Origin of the sequence: Streptomyces sp. NPDC007872, from assembly GCF_042868165.1 — a bacterium.
Classification (GTDB): Bacteria; Actinomycetota; Actinomycetes; order Streptomycetales; family Streptomycetaceae; genus Streptomyces.
In genome coordinates, this window is record NZ_JBIAEA010000002.1 from 129,325 (window position 1) to 153,227 (window position 23,903).

At 73.3% G+C, this 23,903-nt stretch carries 23 protein-coding genes; 18 read left to right on the top strand and 5 right to left on the bottom strand.

The window, feature by feature from the left end; all coding sequences use genetic code 11:
- Nucleotides 1-3: 3 nt before the first annotated feature.
- Nucleotides 4-1,389 carry a Tat pathway signal protein gene (locus ACFYNX_RS05830; protein ID WP_388658090.1) on the bottom strand — a complete coding sequence of 462 codons (1,386 nt, stop codon included), beginning with the start codon at nt 1,387-1,389 and terminating at the stop codon, nt 4-6.
- Between the two features lie 122 nt (nt 1,390-1,511).
- Here ACFYNX_RS05830 and ACFYNX_RS05835 point away from each other — a divergent pair, with 122 nt between their 5' ends.
- From ACFYNX_RS05835 to ACFYNX_RS05845, 3 genes are all read left to right on the top strand, one after another.
- A complete protein-coding gene (locus ACFYNX_RS05835) occupies nt 1,512-2,138 on the top strand; it encodes an ATP-binding protein (RefSeq protein ID WP_388658092.1) in 627 nt (208 codons plus the stop codon).
- The gene (locus ACFYNX_RS05840) at nt 2,135-2,776 is read left to right on the top strand and encodes an ATP-binding protein (RefSeq protein ID WP_388658095.1); all 642 of its coding nucleotides are present in this window, start codon (nt 2,135-2,137) and stop codon (nt 2,774-2,776) included. Before ACFYNX_RS05835 ends, ACFYNX_RS05840 begins: the two co-directional genes overlap by 4 nt.
- Nucleotides 2,777-2,848: 72 nt before the next feature.
- A complete protein-coding gene (locus ACFYNX_RS05845; RefSeq protein WP_388658098.1) occupies nt 2,849-3,979 on the top strand; it encodes an MrcB family domain-containing protein in 1,131 nt (376 codons plus the stop codon).
- A gap of 7 nt (nt 3,980-3,986) precedes the next feature.
- On the opposite strand, the gene ACFYNX_RS05850 is transcribed toward ACFYNX_RS05845, so the two are convergent.
- Together ACFYNX_RS05850 and ACFYNX_RS05855 are read right to left on the bottom strand one after the other, a co-directional pair.
- Nucleotides 3,987-4,991, bottom strand: a complete 1,005-nt coding sequence (locus ACFYNX_RS05850) for an SEC-C metal-binding domain-containing protein (protein ID WP_388658101.1) — start codon at nt 4,989-4,991, stop codon at nt 3,987-3,989.
- A 123-nt stretch (nt 4,992-5,114) separates the two neighbouring features.
- Nucleotides 5,115-6,542: an MFS transporter gene (locus ACFYNX_RS05855; protein WP_388658104.1), complete on the bottom strand. Its 1,428-nt coding sequence runs from the start codon at nt 6,540-6,542 to the stop codon at nt 5,115-5,117.
- A gap of 148 nt (nt 6,543-6,690) precedes the next feature.
- Here ACFYNX_RS05855 and ACFYNX_RS05860 point away from each other — a divergent pair, with 148 nt between their 5' ends.
- From ACFYNX_RS05860 to ACFYNX_RS05880, 5 genes are all read left to right on the top strand, one after another.
- A complete protein-coding gene (locus ACFYNX_RS05860) occupies nt 6,691-7,215 on the top strand; it encodes a winged helix-turn-helix transcriptional regulator (protein WP_388658107.1) in 525 nt (174 codons plus the stop codon).
- A gap of 85 nt (nt 7,216-7,300) precedes the next feature.
- Nucleotides 7,301-7,615 (top strand): DUF6412 domain-containing protein, encoded by a 315-nt coding sequence (locus ACFYNX_RS05865; RefSeq protein WP_388658109.1) that lies wholly within the window; start codon nt 7,301-7,303, stop codon nt 7,613-7,615.
- Between the two features lie 95 nt (nt 7,616-7,710).
- Entirely contained in the window at nt 7,711-8,451 is a 741-nt protein-coding gene (locus tag ACFYNX_RS05870; protein ID WP_388658112.1) for a YidC/Oxa1 family membrane protein insertase, read from the top strand.
- 137 nt (nt 8,452-8,588) lie between these two features.
- Nucleotides 8,589-9,446, top strand: a complete 858-nt coding sequence (locus ACFYNX_RS05875) for a fumarylacetoacetate hydrolase family protein (protein ID WP_365538680.1) — start codon at nt 8,589-8,591, stop codon at nt 9,444-9,446.
- A gap of 174 nt (nt 9,447-9,620) precedes the next feature.
- Nucleotides 9,621-11,378 carry a choice-of-anchor A family protein gene (locus tag ACFYNX_RS05880; protein WP_388658115.1) on the top strand — a complete coding sequence of 586 codons (1,758 nt, stop codon included), beginning with the start codon at nt 9,621-9,623 and terminating at the stop codon, nt 11,376-11,378.
- Here ACFYNX_RS05880 and ACFYNX_RS05885 read toward each other — a convergent pair.
- Nucleotides 11,350-11,832: a heme-degrading domain-containing protein gene (locus tag ACFYNX_RS05885; RefSeq protein ID WP_388658118.1), complete on the bottom strand. Its 483-nt coding sequence runs from the start codon at nt 11,830-11,832 to the stop codon at nt 11,350-11,352. The two genes, ACFYNX_RS05880 and ACFYNX_RS05885, sit on opposite strands and share 29 nt — an antisense overlap.
- Entirely contained in the window at nt 11,829-12,920 is a 1,092-nt protein-coding gene (locus tag ACFYNX_RS05890) for a Gfo/Idh/MocA family oxidoreductase (protein ID WP_388658120.1), read from the bottom strand. Before ACFYNX_RS05890 ends, ACFYNX_RS05885 begins: the two co-directional genes overlap by 4 nt.
- A gap of 77 nt (nt 12,921-12,997) precedes the next feature.
- Between ACFYNX_RS05890 and ACFYNX_RS05895 the strand changes: the two genes are divergently transcribed.
- The 10 genes from ACFYNX_RS05895 to ACFYNX_RS05940 all read left to right on the top strand — a co-directional run bounded on the left by ACFYNX_RS05895 (nt 12,998) and on the right by ACFYNX_RS05940 (nt 23,852).
- Nucleotides 12,998-14,125 carry an ROK family protein gene (locus ACFYNX_RS05895; RefSeq protein ID WP_388658123.1) on the top strand — a complete coding sequence of 376 codons (1,128 nt, stop codon included), beginning with the start codon at nt 12,998-13,000 and terminating at the stop codon, nt 14,123-14,125.
- A 143-nt stretch (nt 14,126-14,268) separates the two neighbouring features.
- Complete coding sequence (locus tag ACFYNX_RS05900; RefSeq protein ID WP_388658126.1) at nt 14,269-15,480, top strand: hypothetical protein; 1,212 nt, start codon at nt 14,269-14,271, stop codon at nt 15,478-15,480.
- 104 nt (nt 15,481-15,584) lie between these two features.
- Nucleotides 15,585-16,343, top strand: coding sequence for a GntR family transcriptional regulator (locus ACFYNX_RS05905; protein WP_365538668.1), 759 nt, complete (start codon nt 15,585-15,587; stop codon nt 16,341-16,343).
- 137 nt (nt 16,344-16,480) lie between these two features.
- On the top strand, nt 16,481-17,602 hold the full coding sequence (locus ACFYNX_RS05910; RefSeq protein WP_388658129.1) for a TIGR03364 family FAD-dependent oxidoreductase: 1,122 nt from the start codon (nt 16,481-16,483) through the stop codon (nt 17,600-17,602).
- 5 nt (nt 17,603-17,607) lie between these two features.
- The gene (locus tag ACFYNX_RS05915; RefSeq protein WP_388658132.1) at nt 17,608-18,291 is read left to right on the top strand and encodes a phosphonatase-like hydrolase; all 684 of its coding nucleotides are present in this window, start codon (nt 17,608-17,610) and stop codon (nt 18,289-18,291) included.
- On the top strand, nt 18,288-19,418 hold the full coding sequence (locus ACFYNX_RS05920; RefSeq protein WP_388658134.1) for an ABC transporter ATP-binding protein: 1,131 nt from the start codon (nt 18,288-18,290) through the stop codon (nt 19,416-19,418). The genes ACFYNX_RS05915 and ACFYNX_RS05920 overlap by 4 nt, the downstream gene beginning before the upstream one ends.
- Nucleotides 19,411-20,271, top strand: a complete 861-nt coding sequence (locus ACFYNX_RS05925; RefSeq protein WP_388658137.1) for a 2-aminoethylphosphonate ABC transporter permease subunit — start codon at nt 19,411-19,413, stop codon at nt 20,269-20,271. The genes ACFYNX_RS05920 and ACFYNX_RS05925 overlap by 8 nt, the downstream gene beginning before the upstream one ends.
- On the top strand, nt 20,258-21,055 hold the full coding sequence (locus ACFYNX_RS05930; protein WP_365538653.1) for an ABC transporter permease subunit: 798 nt from the start codon (nt 20,258-20,260) through the stop codon (nt 21,053-21,055). Before ACFYNX_RS05925 ends, ACFYNX_RS05930 begins: the two co-directional genes overlap by 14 nt.
- Before the next feature lie 60 nt (nt 21,056-21,115).
- The gene (locus ACFYNX_RS05935) at nt 21,116-22,174 is read left to right on the top strand and encodes a 2-aminoethylphosphonate ABC transporter substrate-binding protein (RefSeq protein ID WP_388658140.1); all 1,059 of its coding nucleotides are present in this window, start codon (nt 21,116-21,118) and stop codon (nt 22,172-22,174) included.
- 133 nt (nt 22,175-22,307) lie between these two features.
- Nucleotides 22,308-23,852, top strand: a complete 1,545-nt coding sequence (locus tag ACFYNX_RS05940) for an alkaline phosphatase family protein (protein ID WP_388658143.1) — start codon at nt 22,308-22,310, stop codon at nt 23,850-23,852.
- The last annotated feature ends 51 nt before the right edge of the window (nt 23,853-23,903 follow it).

Consider the following 23,903-nt stretch of genomic DNA (forward strand, 5'->3'; position numbering starts at 1 on the left):
GCGTCAGATTACTCGCTGGAGCACGGTCCGGGCCCGTGCGTCCACTTCGGAGGCGGAGGGGATGCCACGGTGGCGGAACGGCGACAGGACCGTGCGCATGGTGGCGGCCGCCTCCCGCGCCCTGCCGGACTGGACACCGTCCATGGCGTCCAGGGCACGGGACCACGTGCGGCAGGCGGCGTCGACGTTGCCCTGCCCGGCTTGGACCGTGCCCATGTACCCGAGGGTGACGGCGTGGGTCCTGCTGAAGGAACCGGTCTCGCGGCGGCGCACGCTGTCGCGGAAGTGGTGCAAGGCGCCGTCGAGATCGCCCAGGGCCCACAGGGTGCGGGCCGTCTCGTGCGCGAGGGACGCCTCCTGGAAGAACCAGACCCGCTTGGGCTCGTCATCACCCGACGAGGCCCGATCGAGGTCGGCCTCGGCCTGACTGATCGCGGCGACGGCACTGCTCCGCCGACCGTCCAGGGCCAGGGCCCGCGCTCGTACGATCCCGATCAGAGCCCTTTCGCGTGGAGCGGCGCGGGCGTACCTCTCGCGCTCGACGGAGGCGGTGGCGAGGTCCAGCGCGGCCCTGGTGTGCCCGAGGTCCATGGCCTGGTGCGCCATCGCCCGCAGGACGTGTCCGGCGAGGGGGGCGTCGTCGGCCTCGGCGGCCAGCTTGAGGGCGAGGGTGAAGTGGCGCCGGGCGGCCTCGTGTCGGGAGGCGTCGAAACCCATCCACCCGGCCACATACACCGCTTCGGCGGCGGCCGAGTACAGCGAGCGGCGCGCCTTCTCATTGCTGAAGACCCCGCCGACGTACCTGGCGACGTCGTCGACGATGTACTGGTGGAGCGCGGTCCGGCCGTCGACGCCTCCGTGCCGCTGGTCGCGCCGGGAGAAGAACTCCGTCATCTCACGCACGGCCCGCACCTCGGTCTCGCCGACCCTGCGGCCCGGGCCCGTCGCACGGGACCGCGCCCGCTCGGGGGCCTCGTTCCACCACGGCTCTCCGGGAAGGACGAGCCCTCCGACGGAGTAGGCGGCACCGGCGAGGAGTCGGCGGCGTTCGCGGTCCATGCTGTCTCTCCCCAGATCGACCAGAGTCGTCAGAGTGTCCGTGTCCCACTCGGAACCGGCGGCCACGTCCGGGATCTTCCCCGCGAGGCCGATCTCCGCGAGTGTCACAGGGCGCTTCAGCCGTCGCGACAGGGTTTCACGCAGGATGTCGCCCGCCCGCCCCCGGGGTTGGGTGCCGGAGATCCACATGGCGATGTGCGAGCGCTTGACGGTGAGGAGTTCGTCAGCCCCGACCTCCGCCGCCACGCGCACCACGGCGGCGGCCAAAGCCGGTTGCGACCAGCCCGTCTCCGCGATCACCGCGGCCAGTTCATCGTTCCTGCGCGCCATGCTGCGCCCCTGTTCACAAGAGAACAATCTTTGACGGGTTTGACGGCGTCGAAGCCGGGACGGGGATGTCCGCCCGCCGCGAATCACGGTTCGCTGAGAGAACAAGAAAGCACCGATCAGCGATGCCGGGAGGGCAGTTGGCGACTTTCAGCCACGCGGGTGACGAGGAGGGGTGGGGTGTGTCAGCCCTGTCTTCAGCGGCACTGGAACCGCGAACGGAAGCCCGTGCTTCTCAATCTCTGGGTTCCCGAACGGCCTCTTATGTAAGGCCAGTTGGCAAAGGTGCGCGTGCGGGCGAGAGAGTGACACCTCCTGCGGAGGACTCGGCGCCCGGGCCCGTCGCCTCTCACCCCACCGGGCACCCCGCCTACTCCCAGACCCTCCCGCGTGAACCACGGAGCGCCGCCGTCGCCCGCCGCCTGGTCCGCACGGCCCTGACCGTCTGGGGCTTGGATCCCCTGATCGAGGACGCCACCCTCGTCATCACCGAACTGGTCTCCAACGCGGTCGACCACGGCCGGCTCCCGTCGATCCGTGTGATCGTCTCCAGGCCCTCCGCGAACGTGATCCGCCTGGGTGTGGTCGACCGCTCCAAGATCGTCCCCACCCTGAGGACGGATGCCGACGAGGACCGGACCCGCGGCCGAGGACTGCTCCTCGTCGACATGCTCACGGACCGCTGGGGCACCGAGCGGTACCGCTGGGGCAAGCAGGTCTGGGCCGAGATGGGGGAGGGGGAGACGGCGTGAGCGAAGAGGGTTGCATGGTGCGCGAACCGTGGGAGCTGTCGTTCTCGGCGGAACCACGAGAGGTCGCCGCGCTCCGGCGTGTGCTGCGTCTCCACATGAAGTTCTGGGGGCTGTCGCGGCAAAGCGAGGCGGTTCAACTCTGCGTGAGCGAACTCGTCTCTCTAGTGATCAGACATGTAGGGGTGGGCACCCTGACATCGCTTCGCCTGTCGATGAACGGCATTCATGTGCGGATCGAGGTGAGGTACGCCGGAGACCGAATGACACCGTCTCCCGCCACCCCCTTGCCTGGCGTCGAGACAGACATGGGTCTGGCACTGGTGGACAGGATCGCGGACCGTTGGGGCTTCCTGACACGACCTGATCACAATGGCATGTGGTGTGAGATCGCTACCGACCTCACGACACCTCATGGGCACAGCGGTGGCACACGCGTCGCACGGGCGGAATCCATGCTCTCCCTCTACGGCGTCGTCAGTTCTCCTCGGGCGGTCAACGCGAGCCGACTGGCCGCCACCCTGGCGAAGGAGGCGGTGATCGAAGTGATCGCGGATCTTTTGTACTGGGTGGACGCCCACGGATACGACGCGGACGATGTCCTGGACGCGGCCCAAGCACGCGTTGACGTCGGGTTGTGAGAAGCCCGGGCGAGGTGACGAGGTAGCGGAAGCCCGTGTCCCTGACGAAACGCCGTGATCTAGATTCCTCGCATGGGGATGCGAGATTTGCTCGGCGAAGTCGCGAGCACGTACGACCGCACGGCTGGTTCGACGCGTGAGGTAAAGGGACAGCAGATACTGCGGGGGGTCGCGAACCGTACCGACCTCACCCTTCCACCGGGCTTCAAGGCCGAGGGACATGGGGGACAGACCACTCCGGCCGCGACGCCGTGGATCGGTGTCTTCGACGAGCGGGGGATGCGGGATCCCAAGAAGGGCCTGTACCTCGCCTACATCTTCAGCGCTGACCTGAAGAACGTGACGCTGACCTTGCAACAGGGGATCACCTGGCTGGAAGAGCGCTTGGGCAGAGGTCGCGCTCGAGAGGACCACCTCCGTCATCACGCGGCGCGACTTCGCCGAGCCGTGCGACGGCAAGAATGCCTTGATTGGGTGGACGAGCCGCAGCTCAGGGACAAGGCGGCTCGCCCGAAGGCGTACGAGGCGGCCAGCGTGATCGCGAAGGTGTACGACACCGCCGCGCTTCCGAGCGATGCCGTGCTGTTGGGAGACCTCTACGTGGGCGTCGAGGCCCTGAGGAGGGCCGAGGAATTCGACCGCGTGTGGTGGATGAGCAATGACGTGGACGCGATCCCATGGGCCTACGACCTCAGCGGCCACGCTCCGCGCGCCGCCGTGTCACCGGCTGACTTCGATCCGCTCGCTGACTTCCATCCGAAGGACAGCGGTGAGTACAAGGTGCAGATCAGCGCTCGTCAGCAGATCAAACAGCGAACCCACGAGGATCTCGTCAAGGACTTCGGCCTTCACGTCGTGAAGCGTGGATATGTTCCGGTCACGCTGGGGCAGCACCCCAGGGACTTGGTTCTCAGGCGGGAAGAGGCCGTGGGAGGGCGAGACCCCGAGTGGATTGTCGAAGCGAAGATCGTTCGCAACGGAAACGCGACGATAGCGGTCCGTGAAGCACTTGGGCAGCTCTACGAGTACCGCCACTTCCTCTATCCGCAGCGGCCGAGACCCTTCCTCATAGGCCTCTTCTCAGAAGAGATCGGCGTGTACGCCCCGTACCTGGAAGAGCAGGGGATCACCTCGGTCTGGCGGGACGAGGGCGGATGGGACGGATCCCCCCAGGCGCAAGACTGGGGGCTGACGACGAAGTAGCGTCGACTCAGGTCGCGTCGCCTCCGTGACACTTCCCGTACGTCTCCCCCGACCCGCACCAGCACTCCGCCCCCCGCGCCGGCGGCCACGCCGTGGCGCGGCCCCGGGCGGCCAGGGTGGTGGCGTACTGGGGGAGGAGGTCCGCGTTCGAGGGGCGGGTGGATTCCGAGGCGGCGAAGGCCTCGTAGGAGGGGACCGTGGCGCGGACGATGCCCAGGTTGGGGGTGCCGGCGGTCGCCAGTTCGCGCAGGGACGCCTCGATGTCCGTCAGGTGTGCCTCGTAGGTCGGGTACTCGGTCTCCAGTTCCGGGTACGACGCGAGGAGCTCGTCCAGTTCCCTTTCCGGCCAGTGGAGGACCGCGACCGGGAAGGGGCGGGAGAGGGCCGTGCGGTAGGTGCCCAGTTCGGAGCGGAGGCGGGCGATCTCGGCCTGGAGTTCCGCCGGGTCCTCCGAGCCCAGGGACCAGAGGCGCTTCGGGTCGTGCAGCTCGTCCAGCGGGACCGACCCCGTGTGCAGCCGGTCCGCCAGGGCGTCCCAGTCGTCGTGCGGCAGCGCCAGCATCCGGCGGACCCGGTGCCGGGTCGTGATCAGGGACCGGTTCGCGTGGGGGAGGTCGTCCGGCGAGACCAGCAGGAGTCTCGCCGCTTCCGTCAGGGTCGACTCCGCCTCCTCCAGCTCGTCGTGGGCCTCCAGCGTCTCCGCCGCGATCTCCCACGGCGCCGCGTCCGACGGCCGGGCGATCCGGAGCCCCTCGATGATCGCCCGGGCCTCGGCCTCGTGCCCGTACTCCCACAGGTTCGCCGCCTTCAGCGCCCTGATCAGGTGCGGGTCCGCCGGCTCGGACGACAGGAGGTCGTCGTAGAGGGCCGTCGCGCCCGGGCGGTCGCCCGCCAGCTCCAGGTGGGCCGCCGCCCGGAGGTACAGGGGCTCCCGGTCGCCCGGGTACTGCGCGGCGGTGCGCAGCAGGCGCTCGGCTTCGGTGGTGTGGGCTGCAGGCGTGTCGGGGCGCATGCGTCCCACCGTACTGCTGTACGGCCCCGGAGAGTTGGCACGTCCGCGCTTGTCGTGTCCCGGGCGGGGAGGGGGGACGTGCCGCCCTTCCGCTTCACCTGCGGGGTCCTTCCCCTCGCCCCGCTATCCCTTCCGGGGGAGTGGTCGATCTCTCTTTCCGGGGCCCTGTCCCCTCGCCAGTACGAGCGTCAGCCCCGCCCCCGTCAGGGCCAGCCCCGCCGACGCCGCCAGGGCCGCGTCCGGGCCCGCCGTCGTCAGGGCGAGCGTCAGGGCCACCCCGGCCGAGGAGCCGATGTAGCGGGCGGTGTTGTTGGCGCCCGAGCCCATCGCCGCCCGTTCCGGCGGTACGGAGTCGACCGCGAGGCGGGGGAGCGCCGCGTTCAGGAGGCCGCTGCCCACGCCCGCCACCAGCAGGCCCGGGAACAGGCGCCACGCGCCCGCGTGGTCCTCCAGGGACCCCAGGAACGTCAGTACGCCCGCCGCCGACAGGGCGAACCCCAGGGTCAACTGGTGCGCGGCCGAGAGCCGGGTCGCCAGGCGGCGGGTCTGGAGGGCCGTCACGAACGCCGTTCCCGACCAGAGGAGGAACAGCCAGGCCGTGCCCAGCGGCGACATCCCGGTGCCTGCCTGGAGCAGCGTGGGCACCACGCTGAACAGGCCGATCACCGCCAGGCCCGTGAAGAGCGCCCCCAGCGTCGACGCCAGGAACGCGGGCCGCCGCAGCAGCGCCAGGTCGATCATGGGGTTCTTCCGCCGGGTCTCCACCACCGCGAACAGGGCCGTCAGGGCGGCTGAAGCGAGGAGCAGGAGGCCCACCCGGGGGCGCAGCCACCCCTCCCTGCCCAGGGTGAGCGCCGTGAGCAGGGCCGCCAGGGCCAGGCCGAGGGTCAGTGCCCCCGCTATGTCCGGACGGGGTGTCCCGCCGACGTCCGGGCGGGGTGTTGCGGCCATGTCCGGGCCCGGCGTCCCGGTTCCGCCCCGGGCCGCCGCCGCTCCCGGCAGCCACCGCGCTCCCGCCGCCGTCGTCACCAGCGCCCCCGCCCCGAGCGCTCCGTACGCCAGTCGCCAGTCCGCCAGGCCCAGCGCGCCCGCGAGGAGGGGGCCCAGGGCGATGCCGCCGCTCACCGACGCGCCCCAGACGCCCGTCGCCCTGATCCGGTCCCGGCCCGCCGGGTACGCGTGGGCGAGCAGGCCCAGGCTGCCCGCGAGGACGGCCGCGCTCGCCGCGCCCTGGGCGATCCGGGCCGCCGTGAAGGCGGCCGTGGAGCCCGCGAGGGCGCCGAGCGCGGTGGTGAGGCCGAGGGCGAGCGTGCCGAGGAGGAAGACCCGGCGCCGCCCGTACGCGTCGGCCAGCCCGCCGGCCAGGAGCAGGAGGGCGGCGAGGCCGAGCGGGGTGCCGTTGAGCAGCCAGGCCTGGGCGGAGGGCGGCGTTCCGAAGGCGGCCGCCACGGCGGGCAGGGTCGGCATCGGGGCCGTGTAGTTCATCAGCGCGACGGCGGTCGCGGTCGCCGTCACGGCGAGGACGGCCCCCGGGTGCCCTTCCCGGGGCATGGACGGGGCGGGGGAGGGGGCCTGGGGCAAGGGTGTTCGGTGCGGCACGGGGCGTCCTCCACCTGTCGACGGCTCGGTCGGTTCAATGAACGAACTCAAGGTAGCAGCTCGGTTCGTTCAGCGAACCCGCTTCGGTACGATGGACCCCATGGCCCTCGGCAAGGACTACGCCCAGCAGCAGTGCTCCATCGCCCGCGCCCTCGAAGTGGTCGGCGAGCGCTGGACTCTCCTCCTCGTGCGCGACGCCTTCTACGGCGTCCGGCGCTACAGCGACTTCCTCGCCCACCTCGGCGCCCCCCGCGCCGTCCTCGCCGCCCGCCTCCAGGCCCTCGTCGAGATCGGCGTCCTCGAACGGCGGCGCTACCAGGAGTCGCCCCCGCGCGACGAGTACGTCCTCACCGGGCGCGGCCTCGCCCTCTGGCCCGTCCTGTGGTCGCTCGGCTCCTGGGCCCGCGCCGAGCTCCCCGGCACCCTGCCGACGCGCCACTTCCACCACGCCGACTGCGGCACCGAACTCGGCCCCGGCGGCGCGTGCCCCGCCTGCGGCCTCCCCGTCCCGCCCGCCGACGTCGAGATGCGGCCCGGCGCCGGGCTCGACCCGGACCCCGCCGACCCCGTCGGCCGCGCCCTCCTGCGGCCCCGGCGCCTCCTCGTACCCCTGGAGGCCGCGTAGAACGAGGGGCGGGACGCGGGAACTTCCCCCTCCCGCCGTGCGTCTTCAGGGCGGAGAGACCGGTGGCCGCGGAGGAGGTGACGGGATGACGGGCAGGACCCCCGCCCCGCGGGTCTTCGCGCCGCTGCTCTTCCTGCTCGCCCTCGCCGGACTGCTCCTGTCCGACGGAGCCGGCGCCCTCGCCGGAGCCGGTGTCTCCGCCGCCGTCGCCCTCGCCGCGGCCGCCCTCGCCCGCGCCCTGTCCGGCGCCCGTACGGCTCCGGCCGTGCCGCCCACCGCCGTCCGGACCGCCCTGCGCGACCGCGAGCGGCGCACCGCCTTCCTGCCGCAGCGCGACCCCGACGCCTCGGGCCGCCGCAGACCCCGGGCTCCCGGCCGTCCCCTCCCGACGGCCGCGTAGGGAGCCTCGCGCACCTCCGATCACCTCCCCCGCGGATCCGTCATGCCGAGAAACACCTCTCCCCGGCACGACGAGACCCCACGGAGGGCTCCCCCATGTCCGCGCTCATCTCCCTGTTCGCCACCCTGGTCGAGCGGCTCGCCGAGCTGCTCCAGCCGCTCTTCGCCACCACCGCCACCGCCGCCGCGATCGTCCTCTTCACCGCGCTCGTACGGCTCGCCGTCCACCCGCTCTCCCGGGCCGCCGCCCGCGGCCAGAAGGCCCGCACCCGCATCGCCCCGCAGCTCGCCGCGCTCCGGAAGAAGCACGCCGAGAACCCCGAGCGGCTCAAGAAGGCGATCCTGGACCTGCACGCGAAGGAGAAGGTCTCGCCCTTCGCCGGCATCATGCCCAGCCTGCTCCAGGCGCCCGCCTTCCTGCTCATGTACCACCTGTTCGCCGGCGACCGGATGGCCGGGCACGCCCTCTTCGCCGCCCCGCTCGGCGACCGCTGGGCCGACGCCCTCTCCCGCGGCGGCGCGTTCGGCCCGGCCGGGCAGGTCTACCTCGTCCTGTTCGCGCTCGTCGCCGCCGTCGCCGCCTACGGCTACCGCCACGGCAAGCGGCAGCTCGCCGCCCAGCCCCTCGACCTCGGACAGCCCGCCCCCGGCGCCGGCGCGATCGCCAAGGTGATGCCGCTGCTCTCCTTCGCCACCCTGATCACGGTCGCCGTCGTCCCGCTCGCCGCCGCCCTCTACGTCGTCACCAGCACCGCCTGGACCGTCGTCGAGCGCGCCTTCCTCTTCCGCGCGCCGAAGGAAGAGGCGTCCGACGACGCCGTTGCTACTCGCCCGTAAGGGTCCACTGCGTGGGCGGGGGCTTGCCGAGCGGCCCTTTCTCTTGGACGATCGACCAATCCTCCGATGGCCGCACTCCATCGGCCGGGGCACCTCGGGGCCCATCCCGGGCCCACCTCGACCACAGGGAGAAGACCATGAAGCTGCTGCGTGTCGGCCCGCCCGGAGCCGAGCGGCCCGCCCTCCTCGACCAGGGCGGCACCCTCCGCGACCTCTCCGCCCTCGTCGACGACGTCGACGGCGGCCTGCTCGCCGACGCCGCGGCCCTCGACCGGATCCGCGCCGCGGCCGGCGCCGGGGTGCTGCCCCCGCTCGACGCCACCGGGCTGCGCGTCGGCCCGCCCGTCGGCCGGATCGGCAAGGTCGTGTGCATCGGCCTCAACTACCACGGCCACGCCGCCGAGACCGGCCAGGCCACCCCGGCCGAGCCCGTCGTCTTCCTCAAGGCCGCCGACACCGTCGTCGGCCCGGACGACACCGTGCTCGTACCGCGCGGCTCGGTGAAGACCGACTGGGAGGTGGAGCTCGCGATCGTCATCGGCCGCACCGCCCGCTACCTGGAGACCGACGAGGAGGCCCTCGCCCACGTCGCCGGGTACGCGGTCGCCCACGATGTCTCCGAGCGCGAGTTCCAGATCGAGCGCGGCGGCACCTGGGACAAGGGCAAGAACTGCGAGACCTTCAACCCGCTCGGCCCCTGGCTCGTCACCGCCGACGAGGTGCCCGACCCGCAGGCGCTCTCCCTCCGGCTCTGGGTCAACGGCGAGCTGAAGCAGGACGGCCACACCTCCGACCAGATCTTCCCGGTCGCGGAGGTCGTCCGGTACGTCAGCCGGTTCATGACCCTGTACCCGGGCGACGTCATCAACACCGGCACGCCCGCCGGCGTCGCCATGGGGCAGCCGGAGCCCAAGCCGTACCTGCGCCCCGGCGACGTGGTCGAGCTGGAGGTCGAGGGGCTCGGCCGGCAGCGCCAGGAACTCAAGGGCGCCTGAGGTCGGTGGGGCTGACGGGACCGGTGGGGGCTGGTCAAGCCGGCCGGTCCGGCGTGGCCGGTAGACCTGTAAGGCCGTCAGGAGGGTGTTCCGCCTGGGCCCTTCTGTGGTGAAAACGGCGACGTCCCGCGTGGGGCGTCGCCATTTTCATGCGCATTTTGCATATTGCCCGATATGGAACGAATCTCCCCCACGCGGAGGCGGGACAGGCGCCGCCTCGCCCTCATCGCCGCGTCCACGGTCGCGGCCACCGCCCTCGTCGGCACCCTGGCCGTCAGCGGCCACGCCGATCCGCTCCCGGGCGGCCTCGGACCCTGCCTGCCGGGCAACTGCCCCGCCACGTACCCCGACCTCAACAGCGGTCCCGTCCAGTACCGCGACAACAACATCAACATCTTCGTCGGCGGTGACTTCCTCGTCCGCGAGGCGGCGGCCGAGGCCGAGGGCAAGGTCGTGGTCCTGGGCGGCTTCGACATGAACAAGCGCGTGGGTGCCTCCGCCGTCTACAACGTCGGCATCGTGGGCGCGGGGTCCCGTGTCCCGCCCGTCAACGGCACCGACTTCCTCACCGTCGGCGAGGACGTGACGGTCGCCGCCGGGCAGCGCCTGCTCACCGAGGAGGGCACGGTCAGCGGCGTCACGCGGTACGGGGGCGCCCTCTCCGGCACGGTGATCCCGGACCCGGTGCAGGACGACGACGCGGCCGTCCCGTACCTCTCGCTCCGCGACCAGCTCACCGACGCGAGCCAGTGCTACGCCTACGTCGGCGGCGCCCACCGCGCCACGACCGGCACCGCCGTCAACAGCGGCTCGGAGACCCTCTTCACGGGTGACGGCGCCTCGACGCTCCAGGTCTTCGACGTCGACTTCGACATGGAGTCCACGAGCGGCGGGCAGCAGAACATCCGCTTCGAGGGCGTCCCGGCCGGGGCGACCGTCCTCGTCAACGTCTACGGCGCCGACCGCACCGTCGACACGTACATCAACCAACTGCCGAACGGTCTGCGCGAGCGGGTCCTGTGGAACTTCCCGGACGCCACGACGGTGACGTTCGAGGGGACGGCCCAGTTCGCCGGCAGCGTCCTGATCGGCAACCAGGCCAGCACGGCGACCGTGACCATGCCGGGCACGAACGGCCGCTTCTTCACCACCGGCAACCTGACGCACGCGTCGGAGACGACCGGGGGCGGCGGGCAGGAGATGCACGCCTACCCGTTCAACGGGGACCTGCCGTCCTGCGCGGGCCCGACGCCGATGCCCACGCCGACGGAGCCGACCCCGACCCCGACGGACCCGACCCCGACCCCGACGGACCCGACGCCGACTCCGACGGATCCGACTCCCACGCCCACGGAGCCCACCCCGACTCCGACGGATCCGACTCCCACGCCCACGGAGCCCACCCCGACTCCGACGGATCCGACTCCCACGCCCACGGATCCGACGCCGACTCCGACGGACCCGACCCCGACTCCCACGGAGCCCACTCCGACTCCCACGGAGCCCACTCCGACCCCGACCGAGCCCACCCCCACCCCCACCCCCACCGACCACACGAGCGGTGGTTCGTCGGACGGCGGTGGTGACGGCGGCTACGGCGACGACACCGGCGGTTCTGGGAACTCCGGTGGTACGGGCGGTCCCGGCGGGCACGGTGACTCCGGCGGTACGGGTGGCCCCGGCGGGCACGGCGACTCCGGCGGCACTGGTGGTCACAGCACCTCCGGCGGTCACAACGGCACCGGCGGCCACGGCAGCACCGGTGGTTACGGGGACTCCGGCGGCGACCACGGTCCCCACGGTCCGAACGGCGAGCTCTCCGAGACCGGTGCCGGCACCGGGAAGATCGTCATGGGCGCCACCGCGATCGCCCTCGCCCTCGGCGGCGGCGTCCTCGTGGTGATCAGCCGGCGTCGGCGCCGTACGCACTGAGCAACCGCTCCAGCGCCTCGACGACCAGGGCGTGATCCTCGGCCTGCGGCAACCCCGAGACCGTGACCGAGCCGATCACTCCCGCGCCCTCGACCCCGATCGGGAACGACCCGCCATGGGCGGCGTACCGGTCGGGGTCGAGGCGCGAGGACGCCTCGAACGTCGTCCCCTTGGCCCGGAACCGGGCCCCGACCAGGAACGAACTCTCGCCGTACCGCTCGACGACCCGTCGCTTGCGGTCGATCCAGGCGTCGTTGTCCGCGCTGGACCCCGGCAGCGCGCAGTGGAACAACTGCTGCGCCCCGCGCCGCACGTCGATCGCCACGGGCGCCTTCCGCTCCCGGGCCAGGGAGACCAGGAGCGTGCCGAGCGCCCAGGCGTCCTCGTACGTGAAGCGGGGGAGGACCAACCGGGCCTCCTGGGCCTCCAGTCCGATGACCTCGGAGCCGCTCACGGCGTCACCGTGATCCCCTCGCGGGCCGACTTCCGGGCCGCCTCCAGGACGGCGAGGGCGTCGGCGGCCTCGTGCGCGGTGACCGGGTTCGGGCCCGTGCCGCGCAGGGCGGCGGCGACGGCCGCGTAGTACGCCGGGTAGGCGCCGGGCAGCGACTCGACCGGTTCTCCGCCGCCGGTCAGCGGCGACTCGCCGGCGCCGAGCCGGCCCCACAGCTCCTCCGGCTCCACGCCCCACGCCGAGCCGGGCTCCGGCCGCAGCCCGTCGCGCAGGGCGGCCTCCTGGGGGTCGAGCCCGTACTTCACGAAGCCCGCGCGCTGCCCGAGCACCCGGAACCGGGGGCCGAGCTGGGCGGTGGTGGCGCTCACGTACAGGTGGGAGCGGACCCCGTTCGCGTGGGTGAGCGCGAGGAAGGTGTCGTCGTCGGCCTCGGCGCCCGGCCGGCGCACGTCCGACTCGGCGTACACCGAGACCACCGGGCCGAAGAGGACGAGGGCCTGGTCCACGACGTGGCTGCCCAGGTCGTACAGGAGCCCGCCGATCTCCTCCGGCGCCCCCGACTCGCGCCAGCCGCCCTTGGGCTTCGGCCGCCACCGCTCGAAGCGGGACTCGAAGCGCTGGACCTCGCCGAGCGCGTCCTCGTCGAGGAGCCGGCGCAGGGTGCGGAAGTCGCTGTCCCAGCGGCGGTTCTGGAAGACGGAGAGGAGCAGGCCCCGCTCCTCGGCGAGGGCGGCGAGTCCGCGCGCCTCGGCGGCGGTCCCGGCGAGCGGCTTGTCGACGACGACCGGGAGGCCCGCCTCCAGGGCGGCCGTGGCGACCTCGACGTGCGTCTTGTTGGGGGAGGCGACCACGACCAGGTCCAGCTCCTCCGCGCCCGGCGCCCACAGCTCCTCGGGCTTCGCCACCACCCGTACGCCCGGGTGGGCGGCGCGGGCCTCGGCGGCCCGCTCGGGGTTGCCGGTGGTGACGGCGGCGAGGGCGAGGTCCTCGGAGGCGGCGATCAGCGGGGCGTGGAAGACGGAGCCCGCGAGGCCGTAGCCGACGAGTCCGACGCGGAGGGGGGTGCGGGGGGAGTCGGTACCAGTCATGCTCCTCACTTAAGCAACGCCGTTGCCAAAGTGCAAGCAGCGGTGACAATGGGGGGGTGAGGAAAGACCTGGGTGGAGTGAACGCACCGACGCCGACGCGGGCATCGACGCCTGCCCCCGCACCCGTCCCCGCGCCGCGCGGCCGCAACGCCGCGCTCGTGCTCGATCTGCTGCGCGGGGCGGGCGAGGCCGGGATCAGCCGTCTGGAGCTGGCCGAGCGGACCGGGCTCACCCCGCAGGCCGTCAGCAAGATCACCGCGCGGCTGCGGGCCGAGGGCCTCGCGACGGAGGCGGGCCACCGCGCCTCGACCGGCGGCAAGCCCCGTACGGTCCTGCGCCTGGTGCCCTCCGCCGCGCACGCCGTCGGCGTCCACCTCGACCGCGACGAGCTGACGGTCCTCCTGACCGACCTCGCGGGCACGGCCGTGGCCCTCCGCCGCCGGCCGGTGGACCTGGGCGCGGGGGCCGGGCCGGTCCTGGACGCGGTCACGGAGGAGGTGCGGGCGCTGCTCGGGGAGGGCGGGGAGGGGCGGACCGTCCTCGGTGCCGGGGTCGCCATGCCCGGTCCCCTGGACCACCGGGCCGGGGTGCCCGGCCGGGTCACGGGCTTCCCCGAGTGGGCAGGCCACCCGGTCCGCGCGGAGCTGGCCCGCCGCCTCGGCCTCCCCGTCGTCCTCGACAAGGACACCAACGCCGCCGCCCTCGGCCTCGCCGTGCGGCCCGGCGCCCCCGGCTCCTTCGCCTACGTCCACCTCGGTACGGGCCTCGGCGCCGGCCTCGTCCTCGGCGGCGCGCCGCTGCGCGGGGACAGGACCGGGGCGGGCGAGCTGGGCCACCAGACCGTCCAGCTCGACGGGCCGCCGTGCGACTGCGGCGGGCGCGGCTGCCTGGAGGTCCTGTGCCTGGCGGCGGTCGCGCGCGGCGAGCACGCCGGGGCCGCGCGGGTCCTGGGGGCCGGCGCCGCCAACCTCGTACGGCTCCTCGACATCGACCAGGTCCTCCTGGGCGGCCGGGTGGTGCTCGCCGTGCCGGAGGTGTTCGCGGACGGGGTGCGGGAGGTCCTCGCCGGCCTCGGTCTGACGGCCCCGGTGGGCGTCGTCGCGGAACGGGACGCGGTGGCGGAGGGCGCGGCGTGGCTGACCCTGGCGCCGGTCTTCGGGAAGGAGACGGGCCCCTCGTCTCCCCGGCCCGAGGGAACCGGTTGATCCGATGATCGGAAAGTAGGCTGATCGGGCGGATTCCCGGCCCTTCCGGAGGAGCCCCCGGGGCCGCCTCACCGGCCCGCCCCCTCCCGTGTGGCAGCGTCGCGGCCGTCCCCCTGCCCGCGATCAGCAAAGGCACCGGCACCATGGCATCCGCACCCCTGCGACTGCGCAGCGTCCGCGCCGTGACCGTGGCGACCGCCGTGGCGGCCCCCTTCGCGCTCGCGGGCCCCGCCCCGGCGACGGCAACGACGACGGCAACGGCAACGAAGACTACGACCGCGGCTCCCGTCCCGGCGGCGGCGACCCCCGGCCCGGGAGCGCCCGCGCCCGCCGCCCCCGAACCCCCCGGCGCCCCGCGACCCCCCGACGCGCCCGTCATCCCCGCCCCCGACCCGCCCACCCCCGGTTGCGGCGCCCCGGACGACGACGCCTTCCCGCTCGACACCCTGATCCACGGCGGCCCGGCCGACTACGCGGCGGGCGGCCCCTTCCGGGACTGGCGGCTCGACCTCACCAACACCACCGGGTCGCCCTGCTCCGGCATCCACCCGGTGCTCGTCCTCACCGACCGCGACCGGGCCCTGCGGCCGGAGCAGATCCGCTTCGAGTTCTACGACGCCGGGGCCGCGCGCTGGCACCCCGTGGCCTTCCAGGAGACCTCGGAGGCCGAGAACGTGGGCGTGTTCACCGACTTCGGCGGCTTCGCCGTTCCCGCCGGCGAGACCCTCACCGTCCCCGTGCGCCTGGCCTTCGGCGCGGGGACCGCCCCCGGCGAGGTCGTGGTCAACGCGGCGATCGTCCAGCGCCGGGGCGCGGACGGGGACTGGATCGGGGACTCCGGCGACTACCGCCTGACCGTCGGCCCGCCCGTTCCGGACGCCCCGGCCGAGCCCCCCGGCCCCACCGCGCCGCCCGCGACCACGGCCCCGGCCGACCCCGCCGAACGGCCGAGGAGCGCGGAGCCGCCGACGAGCACGGAGGGCACGAAGCCGTCGGAGCCGACGGGGTCACCGGAGCCGCCCAAGCCGCCCAAGACGCCCAAGACGTCCCAGCGGCCGGCAGAGCCGACCGGGACCGCCGCCCCGACCGGGCCGACACCCTCCGCCCCCGTCACCCCCGCCCACCCTTCCCCGTCCGGGGGAACGCCCGGGGAGGCGCCCGGAGAGGCGTCCGGGGAGGCCCCCGGGAAGACACCCGGAGAGACACCCCCCACCACGCCCCCCGGCCCCCCCGAACTCGCCCACACCGGAAGCGCGTCGGACGCCCGCGCCCGAGCCCTCGCCCCCTTCGCCGCCGCCCTGCTCCTGCTCGGCGCCGCCCTCGTCCGCGCGGGCCGCCGCCACCGGCGCTCCTGAACCGCGCCCCGCGAGCGGGGACCCGGCCCCGCCGCCAGGCGCCCGTACCGCCGCGCCACCCTCCGTACACCTCCCCGTTCACCCCCGTCTGCGACCATCCCCCGGTGAACTACCAGAGCACTCCCGGAGCCCCCGTCCGCTCCGGCGTCCCCGAGCACGGGCGCGTCCCCAAGTACTACGCCGTCAAGGCGAAACTCGCGGTGATGGTCGACGAGTTGGGGGAGGGCGGGTCGCTGCCCACCGAGCGCGACCTCGCCGTCCGGTACGAGGTGTCCCGCGAGACCGTCCGGCAGGCGATCCGCGAACTCCTCCTGGAGGGGCGGCTGCGCCGCCAGGGCCGGGGCACGGTCGTCGCGGGCCCCAAGCTCGAACAGCCCCTCTCGCTCGCCAGCTACACGGAGGGCGTGCGCCGCCAGGGCCGCCGCCCCGGCCGCAGCCTGATCTCGCTCGACCGCTTCCCCTGCCCGGAGGCGCTCGCCCCCGAGGTCGGCGCCGAACGCGGCGAGCCCGTCTGGCACATGGAGCGGGTGCTGCTCGCCGACGACGAGCGGGTCGGCCTGGAGAGCACGTACGTCTCCGAGGCCCGCGCCCCGCGCCTGGACGCCGACTTCGACCCGGACTCCTCCTTCTACGCCTACCTCCACGACCGGCTCGGCATCGTGTTCGGCGACGCCGACGAGCGCATCGAGACCGTGCTCGCGACCCCGCGCGAGGCCCTGCTCGTCGGCACGCCGCCCGCCCTCCCGATGCTGCTGCTCCACCGCGTCTCCCGGGACACCGCCGGCCGGCCCCTGGAGCGGGTCCGCACCCTCTACCGGGGCGACCGCTTCAGCTTCACCACCCACCTGGGCCGCCAGGACTGACGGGAGAAGGGCCCGCCCGCCGAAAGCCCGCAACATCACGAACAGATAACGGGTCTGGTCCAAGTTTGGCGGCCCGTTCACCGTCCCGTCGTCCACCGGTCCCGTCCGGGCCACCCGCCCCCGCGACCGTCGTCGGCATGAAGGTGATCGTCGTAGGAGCCGGCGTGGTGGGAACCATGCACGCCTGGCACGCAGTGGAACGCGGCCACGAGGTCGTACACATCGAGCGCGAGGCCGAGGCGCGCGGCGCCTCCCTCCGCAACTTCGGGCAGATCTGGGTGAGCGGCCGCGCCGGCGGGGAGGAGCTCGACACCGCCCTGCGCGCCCGCGACCTGTGGGAGGGCATCGGCGCCCGCGTCCCCGGGCTCGGCTTCCGGGCCATCGGCTCCCTCACCCCCGTACGCAACGCGCTCGAACTCGCCGTCGCCGAGGCCGCCCTGGCCCGCCCCGACGCTGCCGCGCGCGGCTACGAGCTGCTCACGGCGGACGAGGCCCGCGCGGTCAACCCGGCCCTGCGCGGGGAGTTCGAGGCCGCCCTCCGGTGCGAGCGGGACGCCGCCGTCGAGCCCCGCACCGCCCAACTCGCCCTCCGCGAGGCCCTCCTCGCCACCGGGAAGTACACCTTCCTGCCGAACAGGGAGGTCCGCGACGTCGTCGGCGAGCACGCCGTCCGCGACGACCGCGGCGAGGTCCACGGCGGCGACGCCGTCGTCCTGTGCACCGGCGCCTCGCTCTCCGGCCTCGTCCGCGAGGTCGCCGGCGAGGTCCCGGTCCGCCGGGTCCGCCTCCAGATGATGCAGACCGACCCCCTCGGCGAACCGCTCACCACCTCCGTCGCGGACGCCGACTCCTTCCGCTACTACCCGGCCTACGCCTCCGACGCCCTCGACGCGCTCCACGCGGGCCAGGCGCAGGACCCCACCGCCGCCGCCCACCGGATGCAGCTCCTCATGGTGCAGCGCCTCGACGGCGGACTGACCATCGGCGACACCCACGAGTACGAGCACCCCTTCGCCTTCGACACCCTCGAAGACCCCTACGAGCACCTCACCCGCGTCGTCGAGTCCTTCCTCGGCCGCCCGCTGCCGAAGATCAGGCGCCGCTGGGCCGGGGTGTACGCGCAGTGCGTCGACGCCACCCGGGTCGTGCACCGCCAGCGGGTCCGCGACGGCGTGTGGCTGGTGACCGGGCCCGGCGGCCGGGGCATGACCTGCTCGCCCGCCGTCGCCGAGACGACCGCGAACGAACTGGGCTGGTGAACCCCGTGACCACACACAAGACGAACCTCGTCGTCCTCGACATGGCCGGCACCACCGTCGCCGACGACGGCCTCGTCGAGCAGGCCTTCACCGTCGCCGCCGAGCGCCTCGGCGAGGACCCGGCCGCGATGATCGGCCACGTCCGCGCCACCATGGGCGAGTCGAAGATCTCCGTCTTCCGCCACCTCCTCGGCGGCGACGAGCAGCGCGCCCAGCAGGCCAACCTCGCCTTCGAGGAGGCGTACGGAGAGCTCGTCGCCGACGGCAGGATCGCCCCGGTCCCGGGCGCCGCCGAGACGATCGCCGCCCTCCAGGAGCAGGGCAGGACCGTCGTCCTCACCACCGGCTTCGCCCGGGTCACCCAGGACGCCATCCTCGACGCCCTCGGCTGGCGCGACCTCGTCGGCCTCACCCTCTGTCCGGCCGACACCGGCGGCCGGGGCCGCCCGTACCCCGACATGGTCCTCGGCGCGTTCCTCCGCACCGGCGCCGTCGACGACGTGCGCCGGATCGCGGTCGCCGGCGACACCTCGTACGACATGCTCTCCGGCGTCCGCGCCGGCGCCGGGATCGTGGCGGGCGTCCTGACCGGCGCCCACGGCGAGGCCGCGCTGAAGGAGCACGGCGCCACCCGCGTCCTCGCCTCCGTCGCCGAACTGCCGGAGCTGATCCGGGAGTACGAGGCATGACCACGGACGTACGAGGGGCGGTCACGGAAGCACGGAGGACGACCAGCGGCATCCGCTTCGACGCCGTCTCCGTCGCCTACGGCTCCACCACCGTCCTGGACTCCCTGGACCTGACGGTGGAGCCCGGCGAGGTCATGGCCCTCCTCGGGCCCTCCGGCTCCGGCAAGACGACCGCGCTCCGGGCCGTCGCCGGGTTCGTCCGGCCGGTCTCCGGGCGGGTGTTCATCGGGGACCGGGACGTCACCGACCTGCCGCCGTACCGGCGCGGGATCGGCATGGTCGTCCAGCAGTACGCCCTCTTCCCCCACCTCAGGGTGGACGCCAACGTCGCCTTCGGCCTCAAGGCCCGCAAGGTCCCGAAGGCCGAGATCCCCGGCCGGGTCGCCGAGGCCCTGGAGATGACCGGCATGGCCGACTACGCCCGCCGCCACCCCCGGGAGCTCTCCGGCGGGCAGCAGCAGCGCGTCGCCATCGCCCGCGCCCTCGCCGTACGCCCCGACGTCCTCCTCCTCGACGAGCCGCTCTCGGCGCTCGACGCGCAGTTGCGCTCCGGGATGCTGGCCGAACTGGCCCGGCTCCACCGCGAACTGCCCGACGTGTCGATCCTGTACGTCACCCACGACCAGGTCGAGGCGCTGACCCTGGCCGACCGGATCGCCGTCATGGACCGGGCCCGGCTCCGGGACTGCGGCACCCCGCGGGACCTGTACCGCAGGCCCCGCACCGAGTTCACGGCCTCCTTCGTCGGCAACGCCAACCTGCTGCCGGTGACGGTGGGCGCGGACGGGGTGACCCTGGGCGGGACCGCGCTGAAGGTGGAGACCGGGGGAGCGGCACCGGGCGCCGGGGCCACCCTCTGCGTCCGCCCCCACCTCATCGGCCTCGGCGACGGCCCGAACGCGCTCCGGGGCCGGATCTCCGAGGTCCAGTGGCGCGGCTCCACCCACCGGCTGTACGTGGAGGTGGCGGGCCACCGGGTGAAGGCGGACGTCCGCGAGCTGCGGGAGACGCCCCCGCTGGGCACCGAGGTCACCCTGCACTTCGCGTCCGAGGACGCGGTGCTGCTCACGGCGGGCATGGCCGAGGGCCCGGGAGCGACCGCCGGACCGGGGGTGACCGGTGGCTAGCACCGTCACCACGACCGCCCCCGCCCCGGCCGCACCCCCCGCGAGGAGGCCCCGCACCGCCCCCGCCTGGGTCTGGGCCCTGCCCCCCGTCGCCGTCCTCGGCCTCGTCTTCCTCTACCCGCTCGCCCTCGTCGTCCGGGAGTCCCTGGCCCCCGGCGCGTACGCCGCCGTCCTCGGCTCCGCGTCCTTCCGCGAGGCCCTCGTCACCACCGTGTGGATCGCCGTCGCGGCCACCGCCGGCTGCCTGGTCCTCGGCTTCGCCCTGGCGCTCGTCATCGCGTTCGTGCCCTTCCCCGGCGCGAAGGCGGTGGCGAAGTTCATCGACGTCTTCCTCTCCTTCCCGTCCTTCCTGATCACGCTCGCCCTGCTGTTCCTCTACGGCACGGTCGGCATGGCCAACGGGATCTGGACCGACGTCACCGGCGCCGCCACCGGTCCCTTCCGGTTCCTGACCACCCCGTGGGGCGTGCTCCTCGCCGAGATCACGTACTTCACCCCGTTCGTGATGCGCCCGCTGCTCGCCGCCTTCTCGCAGATGGAGACGGCCCAGTTGGAGGTGGCGTCCTCGCTCGGCGCCCGGCCGCCGCGGATCGTCCGGCAGGTGATCCTGCCCGAGGCGCTGCCCGCGCTCGCCGCCGGCGGCAGCCTCGTCCTCGTCCTGTGCCTCAACGAGTTCGGGATCGTCCTCTTCACCGGCGCCAAGGGCGTCACGACCCTCCCGATGCTCGTCTACGGCAAGGCGATCCTCGAATCCGACTACGCCGCCGCCTGCGTCGTCGCCGTCGTCAACGTCGCCCTCTCCACCGGCCTCTACGCCCTCTACCGGGGGGTGAGCCGCCGTGCTGGTGCATAGCCGTGCGGGCAGGTGGACGGCCTGGGCCCTGTTCGCCGTCCTCTTCGTGCCGCTCTTCGCCCTGCCCCTCCTCGTCGTCCTCGCCGCCTCCTTCTCCACCCACTGGTCCGGCGCCTTCCCCTCCGGGCCGACCACCGCCCACTACGCGGCGGCCGTGCGCGGCGAGTCCCTCCGGGCCCTGACCACCAGCCTGGTCACGGCCGTCACGGCCAGCCTGATCGCGCTGACCGCCGGCACCTGGGCGGCGCTCGCCTCGGCGGCCCTGGGGAAGCGGGGCCGGCGGATCGTGGACGCCCTCTTCATGCTGCCGGTCGCCGTGCCGTCGGTGGTGGTCGGCCTCGCCGTCCTCGTCGCCTTCTCGCAGCCGCCGGTCCTGCTCAACGGCACCCGCTGGATCGTGGTCCTGGCCCACACCGTGCTCGTCACCGCCTTCGCCCACCAGTCGGTCGCGGCCGCGATCCGGCGCCTGGACCCGATGTACGAGCAGGCGGCGGCCGGACTCGGCGCCCGCCCCTCGTACGTCCTGCTCCGGGTGAGGCTCCCGCTCCTGCTGCCGTCCCTGAACGCGGCCGCCGGGCTCTGCTTCGCCCTCTCCATGGGCGAGCTGAGCGCCACGATGATGCTCTACCCGCCGGACTGGCTGCCGCTGCCGGTGCTCGTCTTCACCGCCACCGACCGCGGCTCCCTCTTCACCGGCTCGGCGCTCGCCGTGGTCCTCATGGCCACGACGCTGCTCGCCCTGCTCGCCGTCTCCCGCGTCCGCACCAAAGCCTCGTACCGCTGAGCCCGTACGACCAGAGCCCCGTACCGCCGAAGCCCCGTACCGACAGGAGAGAACAACGTCATGCTTACGCACGTCAGGCCGGTCGCCGCCCTCACCGGCGCCCTCGTCCTCGCCGCCTCCCTCACCGCCTGCGGCGGCTCCACCGCCGCCTCCGACGAGAAGGTCGTCACCGTCTACAGTGCCGACGGCCTCAAGGGCGAGGCGGGCGACGGCTGGTACGACAAGGTCTTCGAGGACTTCCAGAAGCAGACCGGCATCAAGGTGAAGTACGTCGAGGGCGGCTCCGGCGAGATGGTGCAGCGCGCCCTCCGCGAGAAGAACAACACCCAGGCCGACGTCCTCGTCACCCTGCCGCCCTTCATCCAGCAGGCCGGTTCCAAGGGGCTGCTCCAGGCGTACGCGCCGCAGGGCTCCGACCGGGTGGACGGCGCCGACAAGGCGGCCGACGGCACCTGGACCTCCGTCGTCAACAACTACTTCGGCTTCGTCCACAACAAGAAGGAGCTGCCCCGGGCCCCCAGGACCTGGGAGGAGCTGCTCGACGAGAAGTACGAGAACCGGCTCCAGTACTCCACCCCCGGCGTCGCGGGCGACGGCACCGCCGTCCTCATCAAGGCCATGCACGACTTCGGGGGCCGCGAACCGGCCATGGAGTACCTGAAGAAGCTCCAGGCCAACAACGTCGGCCCGTCCTCCTCCACCTCCAAGCTCGCCCCCAAGGTGGACAAGGGCGAACTCCTCGTCGCCAACGGCGACGTCCAGATGAACTTCGCCCAGGCCAAGTCCATGCCCAATCTCGGCATCTGGTTCCCGGCCAAGGGGAACGGGAAGCCCACCACCTTCGCCCTGCCGTACGCCGCCGGCCTGGTGAACAAGGCCCCGCACACCGAGAACGGCAAGAAGCTCCTCGACTTCCTCCTGAGCGAGGGCGCCCAGCGCGAGGTCAGCGCCGTCGGCGGCGGCTTCCCGGCCCGCAAGGACGTCAAGCCCACCGACGCCAACGCCCTGGCCCTCGCCGAGCTCCTGGAGGGCGTCGAGGTCTTCGAGCCGGACTGGACCGACATCGACGAGAACCTGACGGCGTACGTCGACGCGTGGAAGTCCGCCACCGGAAGCTGAGAGTTCACCGTACGACCCTGGAACACCTCCGCAGATCGCGGAAGGATAACGGGTACGGACCCAACGCCCCTGAGACGTCAGGGGCGTTGTGCCGTCCCGGCTCCCTTCCACCCCTTTCACGGAGGACCCCGACATGCCGCTCACCGGCATCTCCCGCCGTACCGTGCTCGCCGCCGCCGGCGCCACCGCGGCCGTCGCCGCCACCGGACTCGCCGCCGCCCCCGCCGCCTCGGCCGCCACGACCGCCGCCCCGACGCTCCCGAACGGCACCAGCAAGGACAAGGTGCTCGTCGTCGGCATGGACGGCCTGCGGTACGACCGGATCGACGCCGCCCAGGCCCCCGTGCTCAAGTCCCTGATGACGAACGGCACCTACGGTCGTTCCCTGCTCTACGCCGACCCGATGGCCGCCACCTCCTCCGGCCCCGGCTGGTCCACGATCTCCACCGGCGTCTGGCCCGACAAGCACGGCGTGAAGGACAACACCTTCACCGGCAAGAACTACGGTCAGTACCCCGGCTTCCTCGCCCGCCTGAACCAGGTCCGCCCGAACCTCTCCCTCTTCGCCGCCGTCGACTGGCCCGAGCTGGACACCCACGGCACCGTCACCCCGGGCGCCGACGCCAAGCTGGTCTACAACAACGACTACGCCGTCAACGACAAGGTGATCACCGAGATCACCGAGGACGTCCTGCGGAACCAGAACCCCGACGTCCTCTTCGTCTACTTCGGCGAGACCGACGAGATCGGCCACAGTTACGGCGCCGCGCACGCCAAGTACCTCGACGCCATCGACGTCCAGGACGCCTACCTGGGCCGCCTCCTCGCCGCGATCAAGGCCCGTCCGTCGTACGCCACGGAGCGCTGGACGGTCGTCGTCGCCACCGACCACGGCCACACCGACGGCGGCGGCCACGGCGGCTCCAGCATCGAGGAGCGGCGCACCTTCGTCCTCGCCCAGGGCCCCGGCATCGCCGCCGGCGCCCGCCCGATCGACACGCGCCTGGTCGACGTCGCCGCCACCGTCTTCCGCCAGCTCGGCATCACCCCCGACCCGGCCTGGGGCCTGGACGGCAAGCCGGTCCAGGAGCGCTCCACCGACCCCTTCGACACCCTGTACGGGTCGCTGACCGGCCGCGTCGACGAGACCGGCATCCCCGCCGGGGTCCTCGGCTTCACCCACACCGCGCCCGGCGGCTGGTCCGTCATCAACAACGCGATGGGCACCGGCGGTGTGACCGAGTGGCGCGGCTGGTCCTTCGCCACCGACGAGTTCTGGTCCCGCTCCCAGCGCGACCAGTCCCGCGAGCTGAACGTGCGGGCCCGGGGCGTCTTCGCCGTCGCCGACTCCGACGAGTGGGCCGACAAGACCTTCTCGGGGACGTACGACTCCACCCTGGTCACGCCCGCGCACGACGTCTCGGGCGCGTCCTCGGTCACCCTCGGCTTCACCACCCTCTACCGCCAGGAGGGCTCCCAGACCGCCCAGGTCCTGGCGAGCTTCAACGGCGGCACCCCGACCGTCGTCAAGAGCTACGCCGCCGACGTCCTCTCCAAGCCCCAGTCCCTCACGGTCCCGGTCCCCTCCGGCGCCTCCACCGTGAGCTTCCGCTTCCGCTACACCGGCTCCAACAACTGGTACTGGACGATCGACGGGGTCAAGATCACCACATCCTGATTACGCTGGGGGCGTCGCCACAGCGCAGTCGCGGCGCCCCCAGCACCCGCA